Raw genomic sequence first — 17,255 nt, 5'->3', positions numbered from 1 at the left:
TACGCAGAGGAGACCACTCATGAGCCCATTTGCGGAGTACGCCATCTCAGCCCTGTTGATATTTGGTGGTGCATTTACGCTGGTTGGTGCGATTGGCCTGGCCAGACTGCCGGACTTTTACACCCGGTTGCACGGGCCAACCAAAGCAACCACCGTTGGCGTCGGTGCCATCATGCTGAGCTCGGTTATCTATTTCAGCGCCATGGGCGAGGATATCGGCATTTCCGAAATCCTGATCACGGTCTTCCTGTTGATGACGGCCCCTGTGAGTGCCAACATGCTGGCTAAAGCGGCCATGCACATTGGTGTGAATACATTGGAAAGTACTAAAGGCAACCCCTGGGAGCAGTAGATCATCCATGCTGCCACATTCTCCGGCGCCTTGGGAGTAGCTTTTCAAGCTTCCGGCTCCACTCAATTTAAGTCAGATTTAGCCAACTTCTCAGACAAAACCAACAACCGGGAAAGAGGATTACAGACATGGTAAAGACACAAATTTTACCTGCGGCGAAAAATGCCCATCAATACCCTCTGCTGATCAAACAGCTGCTGCTTTCGGGGCCAAGATATTCTCCTGATCAGGAAATCGTGTACGCCAACCGCAGCAAATACACTTACAGCGATCTGGTTGAGCGCATTCACCGCCTTGCCAACGCCCTTTCCGACGCTGGTGTTAAACCAGGCGATACGGTCGCGGTTATGGACTGGGATACGCCCCGTTATCTGGAATGTTTTTTCGCGATCCCCATGATGGGTGCCGTGCTGCACACCATAAACGTGCGGTTGTCACCGGACCAGATTGTTTACACCATGAATCACGCCGAAGACGACGTGGTGTTGGTGCACGACGATTTCCTGCCCATCCTGGAAGGTGTTCGTAGCGAAATCAAAACGGTCAAAACCTATATCCAGCTCAGTGATGAGAAAACGGCAAAAGACACGCAGCTTGATACATCAGGCGAGTACGAAACACTCCTGGCCAATGCAACCGCCAAGTTCGACTTCCCGGATTTCGACGAGAACAGCGTCGCAACCACCTTCTACACCTCCGGTACCACCGGCAACCCGAAAGGCGTGTTCTTCAGCCATCGCCAACTGGTGCTCCATACTCTGGCAATGACCGGGTCGCTTTCCGCCTACGATGAAATGCCACTGCTGCGCTCATCGTCAGTGTATATGCCCGTGACACCCATGTTCCACGTTCATGCCTGGGGCGTTCCTTACGCAGCCACCATGATGGGTATCAAGCAGGTATACCCCGGCCGCTATGAGCCGGAATTGCTGGTTGATCTGATCAAGGAGCACAAGGTGTCTTTCTCACACTGTGTTCCAACGATTATGCAGATGTTGATGGGCACAGAGTCCATTAAAACAGCAGATCTGAGCAACTGGCAGGTACTGATTGGTGGCAGTGCCATGACCAAAGGCCTGTGCGATGCAGCCGCCAAACTGGGCATCCGCATGTACACCGGCTATGGCATGTCGGAGACCTGCCCGTTGCTCAGCGCGACCCATCTGAAGCCGGAAGATCTGGACCTGCCGCTGGAACAGCAAACCACCAAACGAATCAAGACTGGCATTGCGGTACCTATGGTAGAGCTGGAGATTGTTGACCCTTCCGGCAACCCGGTAGCCCATGACGGCGAAGCCAAAGGTGAGGTGGTTGCACGAGCTCCCTGGCTCACCCAGAGTTATTTCAAGGAACCCGCCAAGGGTGAGGAGCTTTGGGAAGGCGGCTGGTTGCACACCGGGGACGTTGCCTCCATCGAGCCAAATAACACGCTCACCATCAAGGACCGCATCAAGGATGTGATTAAAACAGGCGGCGAGTGGCTTTCCTCCCTTGATCTGGAAAACCTGATCAGCCAGCACCCGTCTGTAGAAGGCGCTGCCGTTGTAGGCATTCCGGACGAAAAGTGGGGAGAGAGGCCCCATGCGCTCATCACATTGAAGCCAGGCGAGAAGGCAACGCTGGAAGATATACAGAGCCACCTGCAGAAACATGTTGATAGCGGTGAGATCAACAAGTGGGCGATCCCCAACCAGATTGACTTTGTTGAAGACATTCCGAAAACAAGCGTCGGGAAGATCAACAAAAAGCTGATTCGGGACCAGTTGCAGTAAGCCAGATTGATCCTGACCGCTCTCTCTTGCGGTCAGGATCAGCAGCAACATAGATTATGTCGGCAAATTACCCGAAGTTATTTCAGGTTTGGCCGGTTTGGACCCGCCATTGAGCGGCGTAAGCCCCGTCCTTTTCCAACAATTCTCTATGAGTGCCCACCTCCACCACCTTGCCGTTGGCGATGACGGCAATTGAATCGGCATCAACGATGGTAGAAAGACGGTGTGCGATCATGATGACGGTGCGATTGTGCCCAATGCTTCGCAGCGAACGCTGAATAGCGGCCTCAGTTTCGTTATCCACGGCGCTGGTGGCCTCGTCCAGCACCAGAATAGGCGAATCCTTCAGAAGTGCGCGGGCTAGAGATAGTCGCTGGCGCTGTCCACCAGAGAGCCGCACACCCCGTTCACCTACTGGAGTGTTCAAACCTTCCGGTAATGCCTCGATAAATGCCCAGGCTTCTGCCGTGCGCGCGGCCTCGATGATCTCGGCATCGGTCGCCTCGGGGCGACCGTAGACCAGATTCTCCCGGATACTGCCTTCGAACAGGTAGACGTCTTGACTCACCAAGCCAATGGATTCGCGAAGGGACTGCAAGCTCACGGACCGGATGGGCTGGTTATCAATACGGATGTCCCCACTCTCAGTCTCGTAAAACCGCAGCAGCAGCTTAATCAAAGTGGATTTACCCGAACCGGTGGCACCGACAAGCGCCAGAGTATTACCAGCCGGGACGGTCAGTGAAATCTGATCTATTCCGGCGTTACTGGTGGGATAGTGAAAACTGACATCGCTAAAAGTCACGGCCCCGTTCACTGGCTGCCTCAGAGTTTTGGTGCTTTGATCCTTGATATGGAGTGGCTCCGAAAGCAAGTCGAGAATGCGCCGAGTGCTGGCCATGGCTCGCTCAAACAAATTGATCACCTCAGCCATACCGGTCAACGGCCATAGCAGTCTCTGGGTCAGAAACACCAACACACCATAGGCACCCACATTCAGATCGCCTTTCAGCGCCATCATGCCGCCCACCGTGAACGTGGCCAGAAAACCCGACAGAATCGCCATGCGGATAATGGGAATAAACGCTGAGCTGATGCGGATGGCCCGGCGATTCGCATTCACATAGGCAGTGCTACTGGCCTTCAGGCGAGCCGCTTCGCGATGCTCCGCGGTAAAACTCTTGATGGTGGCAATGCCACCGAGGTTCGTGGTTAGACGGCTGGAGAGGTCGCCGACCTTCTCTCGCACATCGGCATAAAGCGGCCCGGCTTTACGCTGAAAATAGAAAGCCCCCCAGATAATTAACGGTATCGGCATGAATGCCAGCACCGCGATGAGTGGCGACAATACGAAGAAAACTGCCCCGACGGCGACCACCGTTACCAGCACCTGAATCATGGCGTTGGCGCCGCCGTCCAAGAAGCGTTCAAGCTGGTTGACATCATCATTCATCGTGGCCACCAGTTGGCCAGAACTACGAGACTCGAAAAAACCCATATCCAATTTTTGGACGTGCTCATAGGCATCCTGACGCAGGTCGGATTGCAGCCGCTGGGCCAAGTTGCGCCAGAGAATCTGATAAAGGTACTCGAACAGGGATTCGCCTGCCCATATGAAAAAAGTAAGCACGCCCAATACCAGAATCTGATTCAGCGATTCTGTGATTCCCAGCGAAGCTACGAAACTGTCTTCCTGATTGACCACCACATCTAGCGCAATACCAATCAGTATTTCCGGCGCGATATCAAACAGCTTGTTAACAACAGAGCATGTAGTGGCCGCGACGATCTGGCGACGATAACCACGAGCATAGCGAAGCAGGCGGGCAAACGCCGTGAAACTACTGGCAGCACTGATTTCTGCGGACATGTAATCCCTTACGAAGGTCTTGATGGAGCTGGAGCACGACCGGCATGTGGAAACGAAGCGGGCCGCTGGCTATGTCATTTGCTGCTGACGGAATTGGCGGCTGAGTTGCCAGGCACTGGCTTGGGACTCATAGCAACGCCACGTCAAGCCACAAACAATGATGAGAATTATAATTATTTAGACTAAATCAATCCAGTTTTGCATGATCCTGGTATCCAGACGCTATCCATCCGATAGTGTGCCTGTTGCCCGAAGCAGACCATTTTTGTTTTTCACCGTATAATCGCCCGCCTCATACCTTTTTCAACTCACTGCTACAGAAGAGCCTGACTATCATGATGTCGAAACTCCGCAACTGGATTTCCAGCCCAAACGGTGTGCGCAAAATTATGAACGTTTACGGCCCTTACGCAGGCGCCGGCGTTAAAGTAACCCACATTGCGGATGACTACAGCTCAGCGTCGGTGGAAATGAACCTGCACTGGTACAACACCAATTATGTGGGCACTCACTTTGGCGGTTCGCTCTACAGCATGGTTGACCCTATATACATGCTGTTGCTGATGAACACCCTGGGCAAAGACTATATCGTGTGGGACAAATCTGCCTGCATTGATTTCATCCGCCCCGGCAAAGGCCGCGTTACAGCGCACTTTGAGCTGACAGATGAGAGGCTTGAAGAAATCCGCACAGCCACTGCGGGTGGCGAAAAAATGCTGCTACAATGGGATGTGGACATTGTTGATGAGAAGGGCGAACTGGTCGCACGGGTTAACAAGGTGCTTTATGTCAGAAAAAAACGTTAACCCCGGGGTTTATCAGCCACCGGAGCGCTTTACAATCCAGCCCTTCTGCTCCAGAAGTGGAACAAGCAGATCCCTCTGGTCACCCTGGATTTCAACAATGCCTTCTTTTACCGTGCCACCAGTACCGCATTTTGCCTTGAGTACTTTGGCGTAGGCTTTAAGCTCTTTCTCATCCATGGGGATGCCGGTAATCAGAGTAACGCCCTTTCCTTTGCGCCCCTTGGTCTCGCGGCTTACCCGAACAATGCCATCACCTTCCGGGCGTTGAGCCTGGCGGCAGGTGCAGTCTGAAACCGGGTTGCGGCATTCGGGGCACATTCGCCCCTGCTCCGTTGAAAACACCAACCCGCCTGTCGATCGCTTCGCCATTTTTCCTCCGTGTGCAGGGCCTCTGGAGCTATGTCTCAAAAGGGCCCCGTTTTTTTCAATCGAGATCAGGAGGGTATTTGGTGAACATCTCCGCAACTACTTCATCAATCAGCTTTCCACGCTTTTCGGGAGACTGGTTTTCATTGAGGTAGCGGCGACTGGCTGCACGCCAAATGACTTCCTTTGAGCTTTTATCAACCAGCTCGACCACCAGCTTGCCTTCTTTTACTTCACGTGCAGGAGGCGGAGCCGAGAGCCCCCAGCCAAAGTTGCCGGTGCCGAAGCCCAAACCAAGACCCACGCCCGACTGCTCGATGCGTTCTTCTTCCACAATTTTCCAGTTCACCAGAAGATCGGCTTCCGGTTCTGCTACCTTGCGCAAAGCTTTACGGCTCAGCTCGCGCTCAACCGCGCTTTGAACCCGGTTTCCATCGAGCGTCATAAACGAAGATTCATCGGGTTCCGATGCAAAGACCCAGGTTGAATAATCGTCGAATTTTACGGCGGAGTTGTAATCAGTCACCACGTTACTGGCGCACCCGGTCATTACCAGTGTCACCAGTGCTGCCATCAGAAGACGGGCCATTATCTACTCCTTAGGTTTCTTGGAATTCTCATACGAGTATACGCACAAGGCACCTGAACGATGCGATTTTACCCAATCAGTTTTCAAAATTGTAATCCAGTTTATGAGCATCACAAAAGGCGCGGAAGGTGTTTGCCAGATCTTCCGGAACCAGGACCCGAGCGGTTACCGGAGTGCCGTAGGCGACGGATTCCAGTTCAACCGAATTTACATCACACCAGTGTCGCAGTGGCTGCTCATCGGCAAAGCCCATTGTGACGTTTGCGGGACAAACCGGCTTCTGGAAAACCCTACCCACTTCTGACAGCACACTTTCAGCCGCGCCGGCGTAGGCCCGCACAAGCCCTCCGGCGCCCAGTTTGATGCCACCGAAATAACGTATCACCATAACCAGAACGTCGCCCATATCCTTATGCTGAATCACATTGAGAATTGGCTTGCCTGCGGTGCCGGAGGGCTCGCCGTCATCGTTCATGGCGGCTTCCGCTGCAGAGCCCGGGCGTCCGATCTGATAGGCCCAGCAGATATGGCGCGCATCGGGGTGATCCTGATGCGCCTTCCCCAGCCAGTCTTTCACCTCATCCCGGGTACTCACGGGCGCAACCCACGCAATGAAGCGGCTTTTCTTCACCTCTGTTTCGCGCTCAAGGTAGCATTCAGGTATCGGATAATCCTTTTTCATGGGCTGGCCTGTAGTTTCATTAATCGGCCGTAAATACCGGTAAGCGGGTTACGACCTGTAAACCGCCGCTCTCACTATTGTTGGCAGCAATCTCGCCGTCATGGGCCAGAATGATGTTTTTTGCGATCGCCAGCCCTAGCCCCCAACCTTCGCCTCCCCGGGACTTGTCACCCCGGAAAAAAGGCTCAAAGAGGTGGTCGAGGATTTCATCTGCGACACCAGGGCCCTCATCCTCTATCGTCAGGCTTATCCAACCGCCAGACACGGTGAGCGCAACATGAACCACCTTGCCCGGCGGCGTATAATCCAGAGCATTCTGCAGAATATTATCAAACGCCCGCTGTAACAGACCGGCATCGCCCAGCACAGATACGCCAGCGCTTTCGGGCATTGAGACCAACTTGCAATCCACACTCCGATGCTCTGCATACTCTGCCGAATCCCGTAATACATGATTCAGCAAATCCACAGGCCGCAATGGCTTCCTCGCTATATCGCCACCCTGCCCGGTCACCCGGTACAGCGTCAGGATTTGTCCCGTCATGGTGTCGAGGCGCTCGTTCTGGCGGAGAATGCTGGCCATCAGCTCTCCTTCTACGCCGCCTTCACTGGCCAGCTCAATGGCAACACGCTGACGCGCCAACGGCGTGCGCAAATCGTGAGATATGTCTCGCAACAGATGTTTTTGCCGCTCCAAAAGCGTGCAAAGCTGGTCTGTCATCGCATTAAACGCCGTTGCCAGCTGCCCTACCTCGTCCCGTCGGACTGCTATGCGCTCATCGACCCGCAATTGTGTATTCCCACCGGCGATAGCCTGTGCGGTGGTTTCCATATGCCTCATGGGCCGCGATACAAAACGCGCAATCAGCCAGCAAGCCAGAGTGATCAGAGCAAATGCCAGCCCCATTTCCATCAGTCGGAAAACTTGGGGTTCCAACCAGCCCTCCCCGTGCATTTTGGGCCAGGCAATCAGGCGGTACCCGTCACCGACATTCACAATGGCCGGCTTTTGGCGATACCACCCGGATTTAATCCGGGATCGAATGGCCGCAGGCAAGCGGTCGTCATCCTCAGAATCAATCACCATCAGGTGCAGCCCCAGCTCTTGGCCCTGGGACTTCAGAAACCTCTGAGCGTCCCGGCGCCCGCGGGTCTCAAGGATGGACGCCACCTCAAACCCGAGATCCCGCAACTCAAGCTGACGCTCGATACCAGCACGCTCACGATCCAGCAAAAAGCTGGAGACCAGGCCACTCCCTATCATTGCAGCAGCCATAGCCAGCCAGATCAGCAGAAACGTCCGCCAGAAAAGGGGCACCATCAGCCGGCGTGTCATACCGGCACCCGATAGCTGTAACCGAGACCGCGCACGGTTTCAATTCTTGGGGGGTCCTCGTTGCCCAACTTCTTGCGAAGATTACTGATGTGCATGTCCAATGTCCGGTCAAAGGCTTCCAAACGGCGCCCCAGGGCCCACTGCATCAAGTCTGTTTTACGCACCACACTGCCAGCATGAGCGAGTAGCACCTGCAGAATTTCGTATTCGGTGGCTGTCAGTTCCAGCGGTTCGTTATTCTGGTAAATGCGACGATGATCCAACTCAATTCGCAAGTCGCCATAGTGACTGGCTTCCTCCACTTTCGCCTTCTGATCCCAGGCGATCCGGCGCAATATTGCGTGTAGACGGGCTGCCAGCTCACGGGGATTACAGGGTTTGGGAATGTAATCATCCGCACCAACTTCAAGCCCCACAATGCGGTCTGTTTCATCACCCCGAGCGGTCAGCAATACGACCGGCAAATGAGTTGCTGCGCGTAATTCACGTAGCACCTCAAGGCCATTGAAATCGGGCAGCATAATGTCCAGCACGACAATATCGCAATGCTGTCCGAGTGCCAGCGCCAGACCATCCTTACCATTGGCAGCTTCACGCACGGTAAACCCCTGGCCACTCAAATAGCGGGCAAGCAGCTCACGGAGCTCGTTATCGTCTTCTACCAGAAGAACTCTGTTCTGCATGGCCTGTCTCAATCCGTATTAAGGTAAATGATGTGTGCACGCTGTCGTTGCCGAAGTCTAACACGGGCCCCGAAACCTGCTGAGCCAGGCCCGCGCCCCTTTGCAGAACCTTTACATACCCTTGACGCTCGTTTACCAGAAGCCCAAGTACCATTGGGGTGAGTCATGCTTTTGCCGCTAATGGCCAAGCAACACCTTCACCGAAAGAGGAAATACCATGAACCAACGTAAATCATCGATTCTCGCCGCCGGCATTCTGGCTTCCGCCCTGTTTGCAGCCAGCCCTGCTTTGATGGCAGGGGACCATGGCGACAGGCAGCATGGTAATCAGCGCGATATGACTGAAATGTGCGACAACATGCACGAAGGCAAAGGGCGCTTTAACAAGGCAGAACGCCAGGAAGAAATGGCCGAGCGGCAGGAAGCCATGGCCGAGCGTCTGAAACTGAACGATGAACAGCGCGGAATCTGGAACGAGATTCACGAAGAAAGGCGCCAGCAGCACGACAAGCGTATGGAAAAAATGCAGAAAAAGATGAAAAAACGCTGCGATCAGCTGAAGAAGTGATCACGGGCCTGGTTTTGACGTAAGGTATCGGGAGCGATCGAGGAGTACGCCCCAGCTATGTCAGAACCCGCTATTTCAAACATAACTCTTGAAGCCTGCCATTCCCTTTCCGATATCCCCCGGGAAACTTGGGAGCGGCTGGCAGGCATTGACAATCCGTTTTTACGCTACGAGTTTTTCGAAGCGCTGGAAAGCTCCCGTTGCACCAGCGAGAATACCGGGTGGAAGCCCTGCCACATTGTGTTTCGCGTGGAAGGCGAAATTGCCGGCGTCGCGCCTGCCTACCTCAAATCACACTCCATGGGCGAGTATGTATTTGACTGGGCCTGGGCAGACGCATACCGCCGCTACGACATGGAATACTACCCCAAACTCCTGATAGCTGTGCCTTTTACACCTTCCCAAGGGCCACGGTTGCTGCTTGATCCGCAATTGCGAAATGCACTCAGCCCCCGCCAGATTCACAACCTTCTGGACACCCTCATCGGCCACCTTGGCGCTCACTCGTGGCACCTTTTGTTTCCCAGTGAAGAGGATCAGCAACTGCTCCAGAAGGATGAGCAGCTACATCGCATTGGCTGCCAGTTCCACTGGCACAACCAGGGCTACGGGTGCTTCGAGGACTTTCTGGGCCAACTCACCTCACGCAAGCGAAAATCCATTCGCAAGGAGCGCCGTCAGGTAGCTGAACAAGAGATTACCTTCACCCGTTTCCATGGCGGGAATCTCCCCGATCACGTTCTTGCAGCTTTCTATGTGTTCTATCAGGCCACTTACCTGAAACGCGGGCAGCATCCCTACCTTTCGCGGCGGTTCTTTGAGCAAATACAACAGACCATGCCCGAGCATCTGCATGTAATCATGGCCATAAAAGGCGGAGAAATGATTGCGGGCGCACTGTTTCTGAGCGGGAAGAACACACTCTATGGTCGTTACTGGGGTTGCCTTGAGGAGTACAACCACCTGCACTTCGAAACCTGTTACTACCAGGGCATTGAGCTGGCCATTGATCTCAACCTTCAAACCTTCGACGCAGGTGCGCAGGGCGAACATAAACTGGTGCGCGGCTTTGAGCCGGCGCTCACGCATTCATGGCACGGAATCGCTCACCCGGGATTTCACGACGCGATTGAAGCTTTCACCCGGGACGAGGCGGAACAGGTGATGGGTTATTACGAAGACGCCAAAACGGTGTTGCCATACCGGCAGAACGACGGAGCCTGATAAGCCACCCTTCGGGTGCCATTCGGCTCCGCATCCACATCAGCTTTCCTTAACCCGAAAACCTATTTTCAGTGAAACCTGATAGTGGCCAACCTTACCATCAACTATGTGTCCACGGGTTTCCGTTACCTCGAACCATTCCATATTGCGGATGCTCTTCGCAGATTCTGCGAGGGCATTTTCAATCGCACCCTCAATGCTTTTCTCTGACGAACCGACAATTTCAACCTTCTTGTACACGTGGTTATCGGACATAACAAAGCTCCTTGTACTCGGTGGTTTTCAACAAAAGCCTATAAGACAAGCTGCTGTCCGGCAAATCCCAGAAGCCAAAATATTACATGGCAGGCTGCAGGTTGCTCGGCTAAGCTTAAAAAAAGGGTTTGCAGACAGGCTTTCGTGGACGCCAGAAAGTTGATATTGAAGCAATTATCTGAGCTAATTCGCTCAATTCCACGTATCACTTTGTTCTCGATTTTTAAGCAATAGAGTCACCTTCATGAGAGCATCAGATGCCCGCTGATACCGAGACTGCCGCCATTACCGATGATCAGACATCACAAATAGAAACGTATTTAACTGACATTGCGCAAGGTGTCAGCCGACTACTTCCTGAGTCTGCTCAATCAAGCTGGCAACTTATTTTGCAGCACCCGATATTGGGCGCCCTGCTAATTGCAGTTGCCTCCTACATTATTGCCATTTCTTTCAGGTCATTACTGGCTGGTCTTGTAGGCCGAATCACTGGCTTAACACGACCTTCAGTTGACGACGCCGTGATGAAAGATTTGCGCAAGCCCATTTTTAACACGATCTTTTTTTTGGGTTTATCGCTAGCGATTGTTGTGGCTAACCTGCCTTTAGGCGGGGTGACACTGATCAAATTATTCTTATCATTTATAACCGCCAGCTGGATGGGCGCTGTTATTAAAATATCAACGCTGGCGCTACAGGCACTGAGCCGGGAAAACCGTTTTCATCTGGTTGATGCGCGCACCGTGCCACTGCTAGATCTGACCAGCAAACTGCTCAGCATTATGATCGGCAGCTATGTACTTTTGATAATCTGGGGGATAAACCCTGTAGGTTGGCTAGCGTCAGCTGGAATCGTCGGCCTGGCCCTCGGGTTCGCGGCCAAAGATACACTGGGTAATTTATTTTCCGGATTTTTTATAGTTGCCGATGCGCCTTATAAAATTGGAGATTACATCAATCTGGATTCTGGTGAGCGCGGTAAAGTCTGTGCAATTGGTTTGCGCAGCACCCGCCTGTTAACCCGTGACGATGTAGAGATCACTATCCCCAACGGGGTTATTGCGAACGCTAAAATTATTAATGAAAGCGGTGGTCCGCTAAGCCTGAGAATTCGCATCGTAGTCGGGGTAGCTTACGGCTCTGATGCTGATCAAGTAGTCCAACTATTATTAAAAGCAGGAACAGGGCACAGCGAGGTGTGCAAACTTCCAGAGCCAAGAGTCAGATTACGTGGTTTTGGCGCCTCAAGCCTGGACTTCAATTTAATGTGCTGGATAACCAAACCGGAAGACCGCGGCCGGATTGCACACGAACTGCACATGACCATCTACAGATTATTTAATGAGCATGGCGTGGAAATCCCTTACGCCAAGCGGGACTTGTATATCAAGCAATGGCCCAAGGACAACTCCCCAAAATAATAAATCAATGCAACCGGGTTTATCACTCAAAAGAAATATCGAACAAAGGCAGCCGCGAGGATACCTGCCGCAATGGCTGGCAGCGGTTTCTTGATGGCAAGCATGGCAACCCCAGTAACCATGAGGGCCGCAAGCGCGCCCGCATCACCGCCAAATGCCATGGGCACGATGATGGCGATGAGCACGGAGCTGGCCATTGTGTTGATAAAGCTCTCAATGCGCGGGCTTATCCGCACGTAGGACATGATAAACACGCCCCCGAACCGGGTTACCAAAGTAACCAGCGACATGATCAGAATCAGCGCCAGAACGCCGGTTGTAGTAGTCTCGATGGTCATACCGGCGCCTCTGCATCTTCATCCACTGGTTTGTTTTCGAGCCAGAAAAGGCCAACTAAACCGCCTGCAAGAGCCCCGGCCACCACATGCGTGTTAGCGGGTAACCACTTCCACGCTGCCAGCGAAGCAACGGCTGCAAGCGCCCAGGCAACCAGCACTCGCGGGTTTTTCTTTCCGCCCAGCGCCATCGCCAACAGAAAGCAGCCCAGCACCATGTCCATTCCCAGGCTTTTCGGATTCTGTAAAAGCCCACCGAAATACACGCCAAGCCACGTCCCCACAATCCAGGCCAACCAGAGCACGAGCCCGCCGCCCAGAATCACCTCGAGGTTACGCCTGCCGCTTTGGTATTCCTGGGCCGATACGGCCCAATTTGCATCCGTAAGAAGCAGCATCAGGCCGTAGCGTTTAGCGGGAGAAACATCCTTCAGTATGGGGTACAGCGAAGCCCCCATCAGCAGATGCCGGGAATTGATAGCAAATACGACGACCATAACGGGGATAACCGAGACTTCAGCCCCCCACATATCAATTGCAGCAAACTGCGAGGCACCGGCAAACACCAGCGTACTCATCAGTATAGATTCAAGAGGGCCCAGTCCCTTTTGCACAGCGGCAAGACCGAACGCGGCGCCAAATGCCACCACAAACAGGGAAATGGGAAACATCCGGATAAGTTCGGAGCGAACCTTCGCGGCCTGAAACTGGTAGGGATATACGTTGCTTATCATCTACGCAAGCTAAGGAAGTTTTAGGGAAACGCGTATAGGTACTTTCCGAGGTCAGGTGCAGCCGGTACCGGTTAATTCTCTGGGGCCACTTCTGAGTCTTCCACCAGCCGCGCCCGGACACGAGGTAGATATTCCGGATACTGGTTCTGAACAAACTTTACCAGGCCCTCCCGTACAGCACACCGTAGATCCCAGGCCTGGCTGGAATCCGGGGCGCCCATCAGGAAGCGTATCTGCAAGGCTCGTTCGTTGGAGTCAGTAACCTGCACCGTCTCAGTCTTACCGTCCCACTGTGACGCCTGCCGGAGCAGGCGCGCAAACTCCTCACGTAAAGGCTCCACCGGTATGCCGTAGTCCAACCACAAAAAGACCGTGCCCAGCAGGTCCGCCGTATTCCGCGACCAGTTCTGAAACGGGTTCTCTATAAACCACTGCAGTGGCACGATCAGCCGCCGCAGATCCCAAACCCGCAACACCACATAGGTGGCGGTCACTTCCTCGACCCAGCACCACTCACCCTGAACATGGAGCACGTCGTCGATGCGGAACGGCTGAGTCAAAGCAATCTGCATGCCTGCCAGCAGGTTACCCAGCACCGGACGGGCCGCAAAACCCAGAACAATGCCACCAATGCCTGCAGAGGCCAGCAAGCTTCCGCCGACATGGCGGACCCCATCAAAGGTCATCAGGGCGACTCCCATCCCCACGATCACTATCAGGATATTGAGGCCACGAACAAGAAACCGGGTTTGCGTTTCAACTTTCCGGGCACGCTTCCATTGGCCTTCCAGTACCGGATTGAGCGTAACAATCACCTCACCGATGGCCGAGGTGCAACGCACCGCCGCCCAGGTTAGCGACAGTATCAACAGTAGCGTGGCGAGGTGCTGGAGCTCCGATAGCAGGGGAAGATCTTCGGGCGCGGTTTCAAGAACTCCGTTCAGCACCAACAGACACACAACAACGCCCAAAGCGCGCGCGGCGGCATCGAGAAAGATACGGGGAACGGCCTTGGAGCGGGTAAATCGCCGCGTCAGTGCCAACGCAAGCCGATAAGCAGTGTAGGTTGCCAGCAGCGCCAGTAACGCAGACGCCCCCGGCAGCAGCCATGCTGTGAGGCCGGCTTCAATAGACTCCAACATCCTGTACTCCCGGGGATAAGTCTTGATCCTTCAAATTAGCGCATGACAACAGCTGGTGGCAAAAGAAAGTCGTTCCCGGCTTTTTGAAATCACCAGAGCCAGCCCAGACGCCAAATCTGCAATTGACCTCTCCGCCCAGAGCGATTAGTTTGTATCCAGCCCGACCCCACAAGGGCAATCCCCTTCGGGAGACCCGGGCACCTGAAATCAAACCGCCGGCCACAAGCCGGACGACAAAAACAACACCGCCACTGCCGCCGAGATCCGGCCGAGTGGAGAGGATTTCAAAATGTCTGTATCTGCACGTCTCCAGGACGTCTTGTGCAATGCACAATCACGCCCAACTGTTAAGACCATCGCCTTTCATTTCCGCTGGTTTGAGTCCATCACAACCAGGGAAGAGGGGTAATCCGCATGAACGTATTCAGCCATCCCGAATTTGATAACCACGAACATTTATCCTTCTTCTGCGACCCAGAGACCGGGCTAAAAGCCATTGTTGCCATACACAACACTTCCCGTGGGCCCGCTCTGGGTGGCTGCAGGATGTTCCCTTATGCCAGCGATGAGGAGGCCTTGCGCGACGTATTGCGCCTGTCACGGGGTATGACGTACAAGTCAGCGCTTGCCAACCTGGAATTGGGCGGCGGCAAATCGGTCATTATCGGCGATCCACGCAAACAAAAGACTGAAGCCTTACTGGAAGCCATGGGCACACACCTGGAAGGCCTTGGCGGCCAGTACATTGCGGCCGAAGATTCCGGCACCAGCGTACCCGACCTGAAAGTGATGGGCCGGCATACCAAGCACGTTGCCGGTATTGTCGAGCGCACTGCTTTTGACGGCCAGCCCAGTAACGGTGACCCTTCACCCACCACAGCCTATGGCACATTCGTCGGCCTGAAGGCGGCAGTGAAACACAAGCTCGGCCGCGACGACCTGACGGGGTTGAAGGTGGCTATCCAGGGTATCGGGAACGTGGGCTATCGCTTGGCACGACACTTGAAAGAAGCTGGCGCAGAACTTTGGGTGTACGACATTCACCAAGAGAATATGCAGCGTGCGGTGGATGAGCTGGGCGCTCATGCCGCCTCGGCTGACGACATTCTGTTCCTGCCGGTAGATGTGGTCGCACCCTGCGCCATGGGTGCCGTGCTAAACGACGACAGCATTCCCCGCCTGAAAGCTAGCGTCATTGCAGGCGCGGCCAACAATCTCCTGCAACGCCCGGATCACGATCAGGCACTAAAAGACCGCGGCATTCTTTATGCCCCGGATTTCGCTATTAACGCCGGCGGTATCATCGATGTTTTCTACGAGCGCACCGGGGCCTCTCCGGAAGCCGTGCGAGCCCACGTAGAGGGCATTGGCCAAACGCTTTCCGAGATCTTCACGCGCTCGGATCGTAGCGGCATGCCAACCGGCGCAGTTGCCAATATTCTTGCCGAAGAGCGCTTCCGGAAACATTCCACCGCAGCTGAGATAGCGCGCGAGCAGCGCATCAACGCGGGATAACGAACAGCATTTGGTTTACGGGGCTATGATTAATTCATGGCTTCCGCTCTTACAAACAAAAACAAGCATCTACAGGAGACAATCATGTCTGAATCAAACACACCGGTTTCAGGAGCACTGGAAGGCTCGAACGCCAACCGGGGGCTCTGGTCCTCACGCCTTGCATTTATTCTTGCGGCCACTGGTTCGGCCGTTGGATTGGGTAATATCTGGAAATTTCCCTATGTTACCGGTGAAAACGGTGGTGGAGCCTTCGTACTGGTATACCTGCTGTGTATCGCTGCGATTGGTCTGCCCATCATGATGGCTGAGGTGCTCATTGGTCGCCGCGGCGGCCGCAGCCCGGTTAACAGCCTCAGAGCCATTACCGGGCACGACAAGCTGAACCCGGCCTGGCGCATGGTCGGCGCAGTCGGGGTGATCGCCGGCTTCCTGATTCTCTCATTCTACTCGGTGATCGGTGGCTGGGCTGTATCCTATGTAGGGACAGCCGCCAGTGGAGAGCTGACCGGCCAGTCTGCGGAGGCCATTGGTGCCATCTTCTCTGACCTTCTGGCGGATCCGCTCACGCTGCTGATGTGGCATACCCTGTTTATGGCGCTGGTGATGCTAGTGGTAGCAAAAGGCGTTCGCGCGGGCCTTGAGCGGGCCGTCAGCATTCTTATGCCGGCCTTGTTCCTGCTTTTGCTCATCGTTGTCGGCTACGCCATGACCACCGGTGAGTTTGGCCGCGCTGTGACTTTCCTGTTCCAGCCAGACTTCTCCAAACTCACAACCTCCGGCATTCTGGTCGCCTTGGGCCACGCCTTCTTCACTCTGAGCCTCGGCATGGCGGTGATGATGGCTTACGGCTCCTACCTGCCTAAAGGTGTGTCCATCGCCAAAACCTCCATTGCCGTTTGCGTCATCGATACCGGTGTGGCTTTGCTGGCCGGCCTGGCCATTTTCCCGATTGTCTTCGCCAACGGCCTTGAGCCCGGCGCCGGCCCCGGCCTGATCTTTCAGACCCTGCCGCTGGCGTTTGGCCAGATGCCCATGGGCAGCCTGTTCGGAACCCTGTTCTTCCTGTTGCTGATATTTGCCGCTTGGACCTCCGGTATTTCGCTGCTGGAGCCCATTGTGGAATGGCTGGAGGAACAAAAAGGAATGACCCGCATCACCAGTACGTTAGGCGCAGGTTTCGTGTGCTGGGCGCTGGGCATTGCATCAATCCTTTCCCTGAACCTGTGGTCGGGTTTCGCGCCACTGGGGTGGATTGGCATGCTCGAAGGTAAAACGATATTTGATCTGCTGGACTTCTTTACTGCCAACATCCTGTTGCCGCTGGGCGGCCTGCTGGTTGCCGTATTTGCCGGCTGGGTAATGTCACGCAAGGCGATGGAGGATGAGCTGGCGCTGTCAGAGCCCATGTTCCGCCTCTGGTACATTACCGTACGTTTCATTACGCCGGTGGCCGTGGGTGCAGTATTTATCTACAACTTGTTCGGTTCTTGAGCTATGTCAAATTTGAAAACGAGGTGTAAAAACCGGGGAGTTCCGACGTAGACTTCAAATATGTTTGAGCTATATCGCAGTGTATGATGGGGCGTTGTTGATCTAAGGAGA

The 17,255-nt window shown here is 54.3% G+C and carries 18 protein-coding genes; 8 read left to right on the top strand and 10 right to left on the bottom strand.

The window, feature by feature from the left end:
* The first annotated feature begins 19 nt into the window (after window positions 1-19).
* Both FFI90_RS00670 and FFI90_RS00665 read left to right on the top strand, forming a co-directional pair.
* Complete coding sequence (locus FFI90_RS00670) at window positions 20-352, top strand: Na+/H+ antiporter subunit G (RefSeq protein ID WP_144775558.1); 333 nt, start codon at window positions 20-22, stop codon at window positions 350-352.
* A gap of 128 nt (window positions 353-480) precedes the next feature.
* A complete protein-coding gene (locus FFI90_RS00665) occupies window positions 481-2,124 on the top strand; it encodes a fatty acid--CoA ligase (RefSeq protein WP_144775556.1) in 1,644 nt (547 codons plus the stop codon).
* An 82-nt stretch (window positions 2,125-2,206) separates the two neighbouring features.
* Here FFI90_RS00665 and FFI90_RS00660 read toward each other — a convergent pair whose 3' ends face one another.
* Window positions 2,207-3,994, bottom strand: a complete 1,788-nt coding sequence (locus FFI90_RS00660; protein WP_144775554.1) for an ABC transporter ATP-binding protein — start codon at window positions 3,992-3,994, stop codon at window positions 2,207-2,209.
* A gap of 335 nt (window positions 3,995-4,329) precedes the next feature.
* Between FFI90_RS00660 and FFI90_RS00655 the strand changes: the two genes are divergently transcribed.
* Window positions 4,330-4,800: a DUF4442 domain-containing protein gene (locus tag FFI90_RS00655; protein WP_144775552.1), complete on the top strand. Its 471-nt coding sequence runs from the start codon at window positions 4,330-4,332 to the stop codon at window positions 4,798-4,800.
* A 12-nt stretch (window positions 4,801-4,812) separates the two neighbouring features.
* On the opposite strand, the gene FFI90_RS00650 is transcribed toward FFI90_RS00655, so the two are convergent.
* The 5 genes from FFI90_RS00650 to FFI90_RS00630 all read right to left on the bottom strand — a co-directional run bounded on the left by FFI90_RS00650 (window position 4,813) and on the right by FFI90_RS00630 (window position 8,456).
* Window positions 4,813-5,169 (bottom strand): translation initiation factor Sui1, encoded by a 357-nt coding sequence (locus FFI90_RS00650; RefSeq protein ID WP_144775550.1) that lies wholly within the window; start codon window positions 5,167-5,169, stop codon window positions 4,813-4,815.
* 55 nt (window positions 5,170-5,224) lie between these two features.
* Window positions 5,225-5,755, bottom strand: a complete 531-nt coding sequence (locus tag FFI90_RS00645) for a DUF4136 domain-containing protein (protein ID WP_144775548.1) — start codon at window positions 5,753-5,755, stop codon at window positions 5,225-5,227.
* 76 nt (window positions 5,756-5,831) lie between these two features.
* Window positions 5,832-6,437: an IMPACT family protein gene (locus FFI90_RS00640; protein ID WP_144775546.1), complete on the bottom strand. Its 606-nt coding sequence runs from the start codon at window positions 6,435-6,437 to the stop codon at window positions 5,832-5,834.
* Between the two features lie 19 nt (window positions 6,438-6,456).
* A complete protein-coding gene (locus FFI90_RS00635; protein WP_144775544.1) occupies window positions 6,457-7,773 on the bottom strand; it encodes a sensor histidine kinase in 1,317 nt (438 codons plus the stop codon).
* Complete coding sequence (locus FFI90_RS00630) at window positions 7,770-8,456, bottom strand: response regulator transcription factor (RefSeq protein ID WP_144775542.1); 687 nt, start codon at window positions 8,454-8,456, stop codon at window positions 7,770-7,772. Before FFI90_RS00630 ends, FFI90_RS00635 begins: the two co-directional genes overlap by 4 nt.
* Before the next feature lie 217 nt (window positions 8,457-8,673).
* On the opposite strand from FFI90_RS00630, the gene FFI90_RS00625 reads away from it, so the two are divergent.
* On the top strand, window positions 8,674-9,024 hold the full coding sequence (locus FFI90_RS00625) for a hypothetical protein (protein WP_144775540.1): 351 nt from the start codon (window positions 8,674-8,676) through the stop codon (window positions 9,022-9,024).
* A 57-nt stretch (window positions 9,025-9,081) separates the two neighbouring features.
* Window positions 9,082-10,248 carry a GNAT family N-acetyltransferase gene (locus tag FFI90_RS00620; RefSeq protein ID WP_144775538.1) on the top strand — a complete coding sequence of 389 codons (1,167 nt, stop codon included), beginning with the start codon at window positions 9,082-9,084 and terminating at the stop codon, window positions 10,246-10,248.
* Window positions 10,249-10,287: 39 nt separating this feature from the next.
* On the opposite strand, the gene FFI90_RS00615 is transcribed toward FFI90_RS00620, so the two are convergent.
* A complete protein-coding gene (locus tag FFI90_RS00615) occupies window positions 10,288-10,503 on the bottom strand; it encodes a dodecin (protein WP_071266904.1) in 216 nt (71 codons plus the stop codon).
* Window positions 10,504-10,760: 257 nt separating this feature from the next.
* Here FFI90_RS00615 and FFI90_RS00610 point away from each other — a divergent pair, with 257 nt between their 5' ends.
* Window positions 10,761-11,924 (top strand): mechanosensitive ion channel family protein, encoded by a 1,164-nt coding sequence (locus FFI90_RS00610; RefSeq protein WP_144775536.1) that lies wholly within the window; start codon window positions 10,761-10,763, stop codon window positions 11,922-11,924.
* Between the two features lie 26 nt (window positions 11,925-11,950).
* Here FFI90_RS00610 and FFI90_RS00605 read toward each other — a convergent pair whose 3' ends face one another.
* From FFI90_RS00605 to FFI90_RS00595, 3 genes are all read right to left on the bottom strand, one after another.
* Window positions 11,951-12,262 (bottom strand): AzlD family protein, encoded by a 312-nt coding sequence (locus FFI90_RS00605; protein WP_144775534.1) that lies wholly within the window; start codon window positions 12,260-12,262, stop codon window positions 11,951-11,953.
* Complete coding sequence (locus FFI90_RS00600; protein WP_144775532.1) at window positions 12,259-12,993, bottom strand: AzlC family ABC transporter permease; 735 nt, start codon at window positions 12,991-12,993, stop codon at window positions 12,259-12,261. The genes FFI90_RS00605 and FFI90_RS00600 overlap by 4 nt, the downstream gene beginning before the upstream one ends.
* A 71-nt stretch (window positions 12,994-13,064) precedes the next feature.
* Window positions 13,065-14,135, bottom strand: coding sequence for a mechanosensitive ion channel family protein (locus FFI90_RS00595; protein WP_144775530.1), 1,071 nt, complete (start codon window positions 14,133-14,135; stop codon window positions 13,065-13,067).
* Window positions 14,136-14,549: 414 nt separating this feature from the next.
* On the opposite strand from FFI90_RS00595, the gene FFI90_RS00590 reads away from it, so the two are divergent.
* Together FFI90_RS00590 and FFI90_RS00585 are read left to right on the top strand one after the other, a co-directional pair.
* Window positions 14,550-15,650 carry a Leu/Phe/Val dehydrogenase gene (locus FFI90_RS00590; RefSeq protein WP_144775528.1) on the top strand — a complete coding sequence of 367 codons (1,101 nt, stop codon included), beginning with the start codon at window positions 14,550-14,552 and terminating at the stop codon, window positions 15,648-15,650.
* A gap of 84 nt (window positions 15,651-15,734) precedes the next feature.
* Window positions 15,735-17,144 (top strand): sodium-dependent transporter, encoded by a 1,410-nt coding sequence (locus tag FFI90_RS00585; protein WP_144775526.1) that lies wholly within the window; start codon window positions 15,735-15,737, stop codon window positions 17,142-17,144.
* Window positions 17,145-17,255 lie beyond the last annotated feature (111 nt).

The organism is Marinobacter maritimus (assembly GCF_007671675.1).
Lineage (GTDB): Bacteria > Pseudomonadota > Gammaproteobacteria > Pseudomonadales > Oleiphilaceae > Marinobacter > Marinobacter maritimus.
This window is presented reverse-complemented; position numbering and strand designations above follow the sequence as displayed.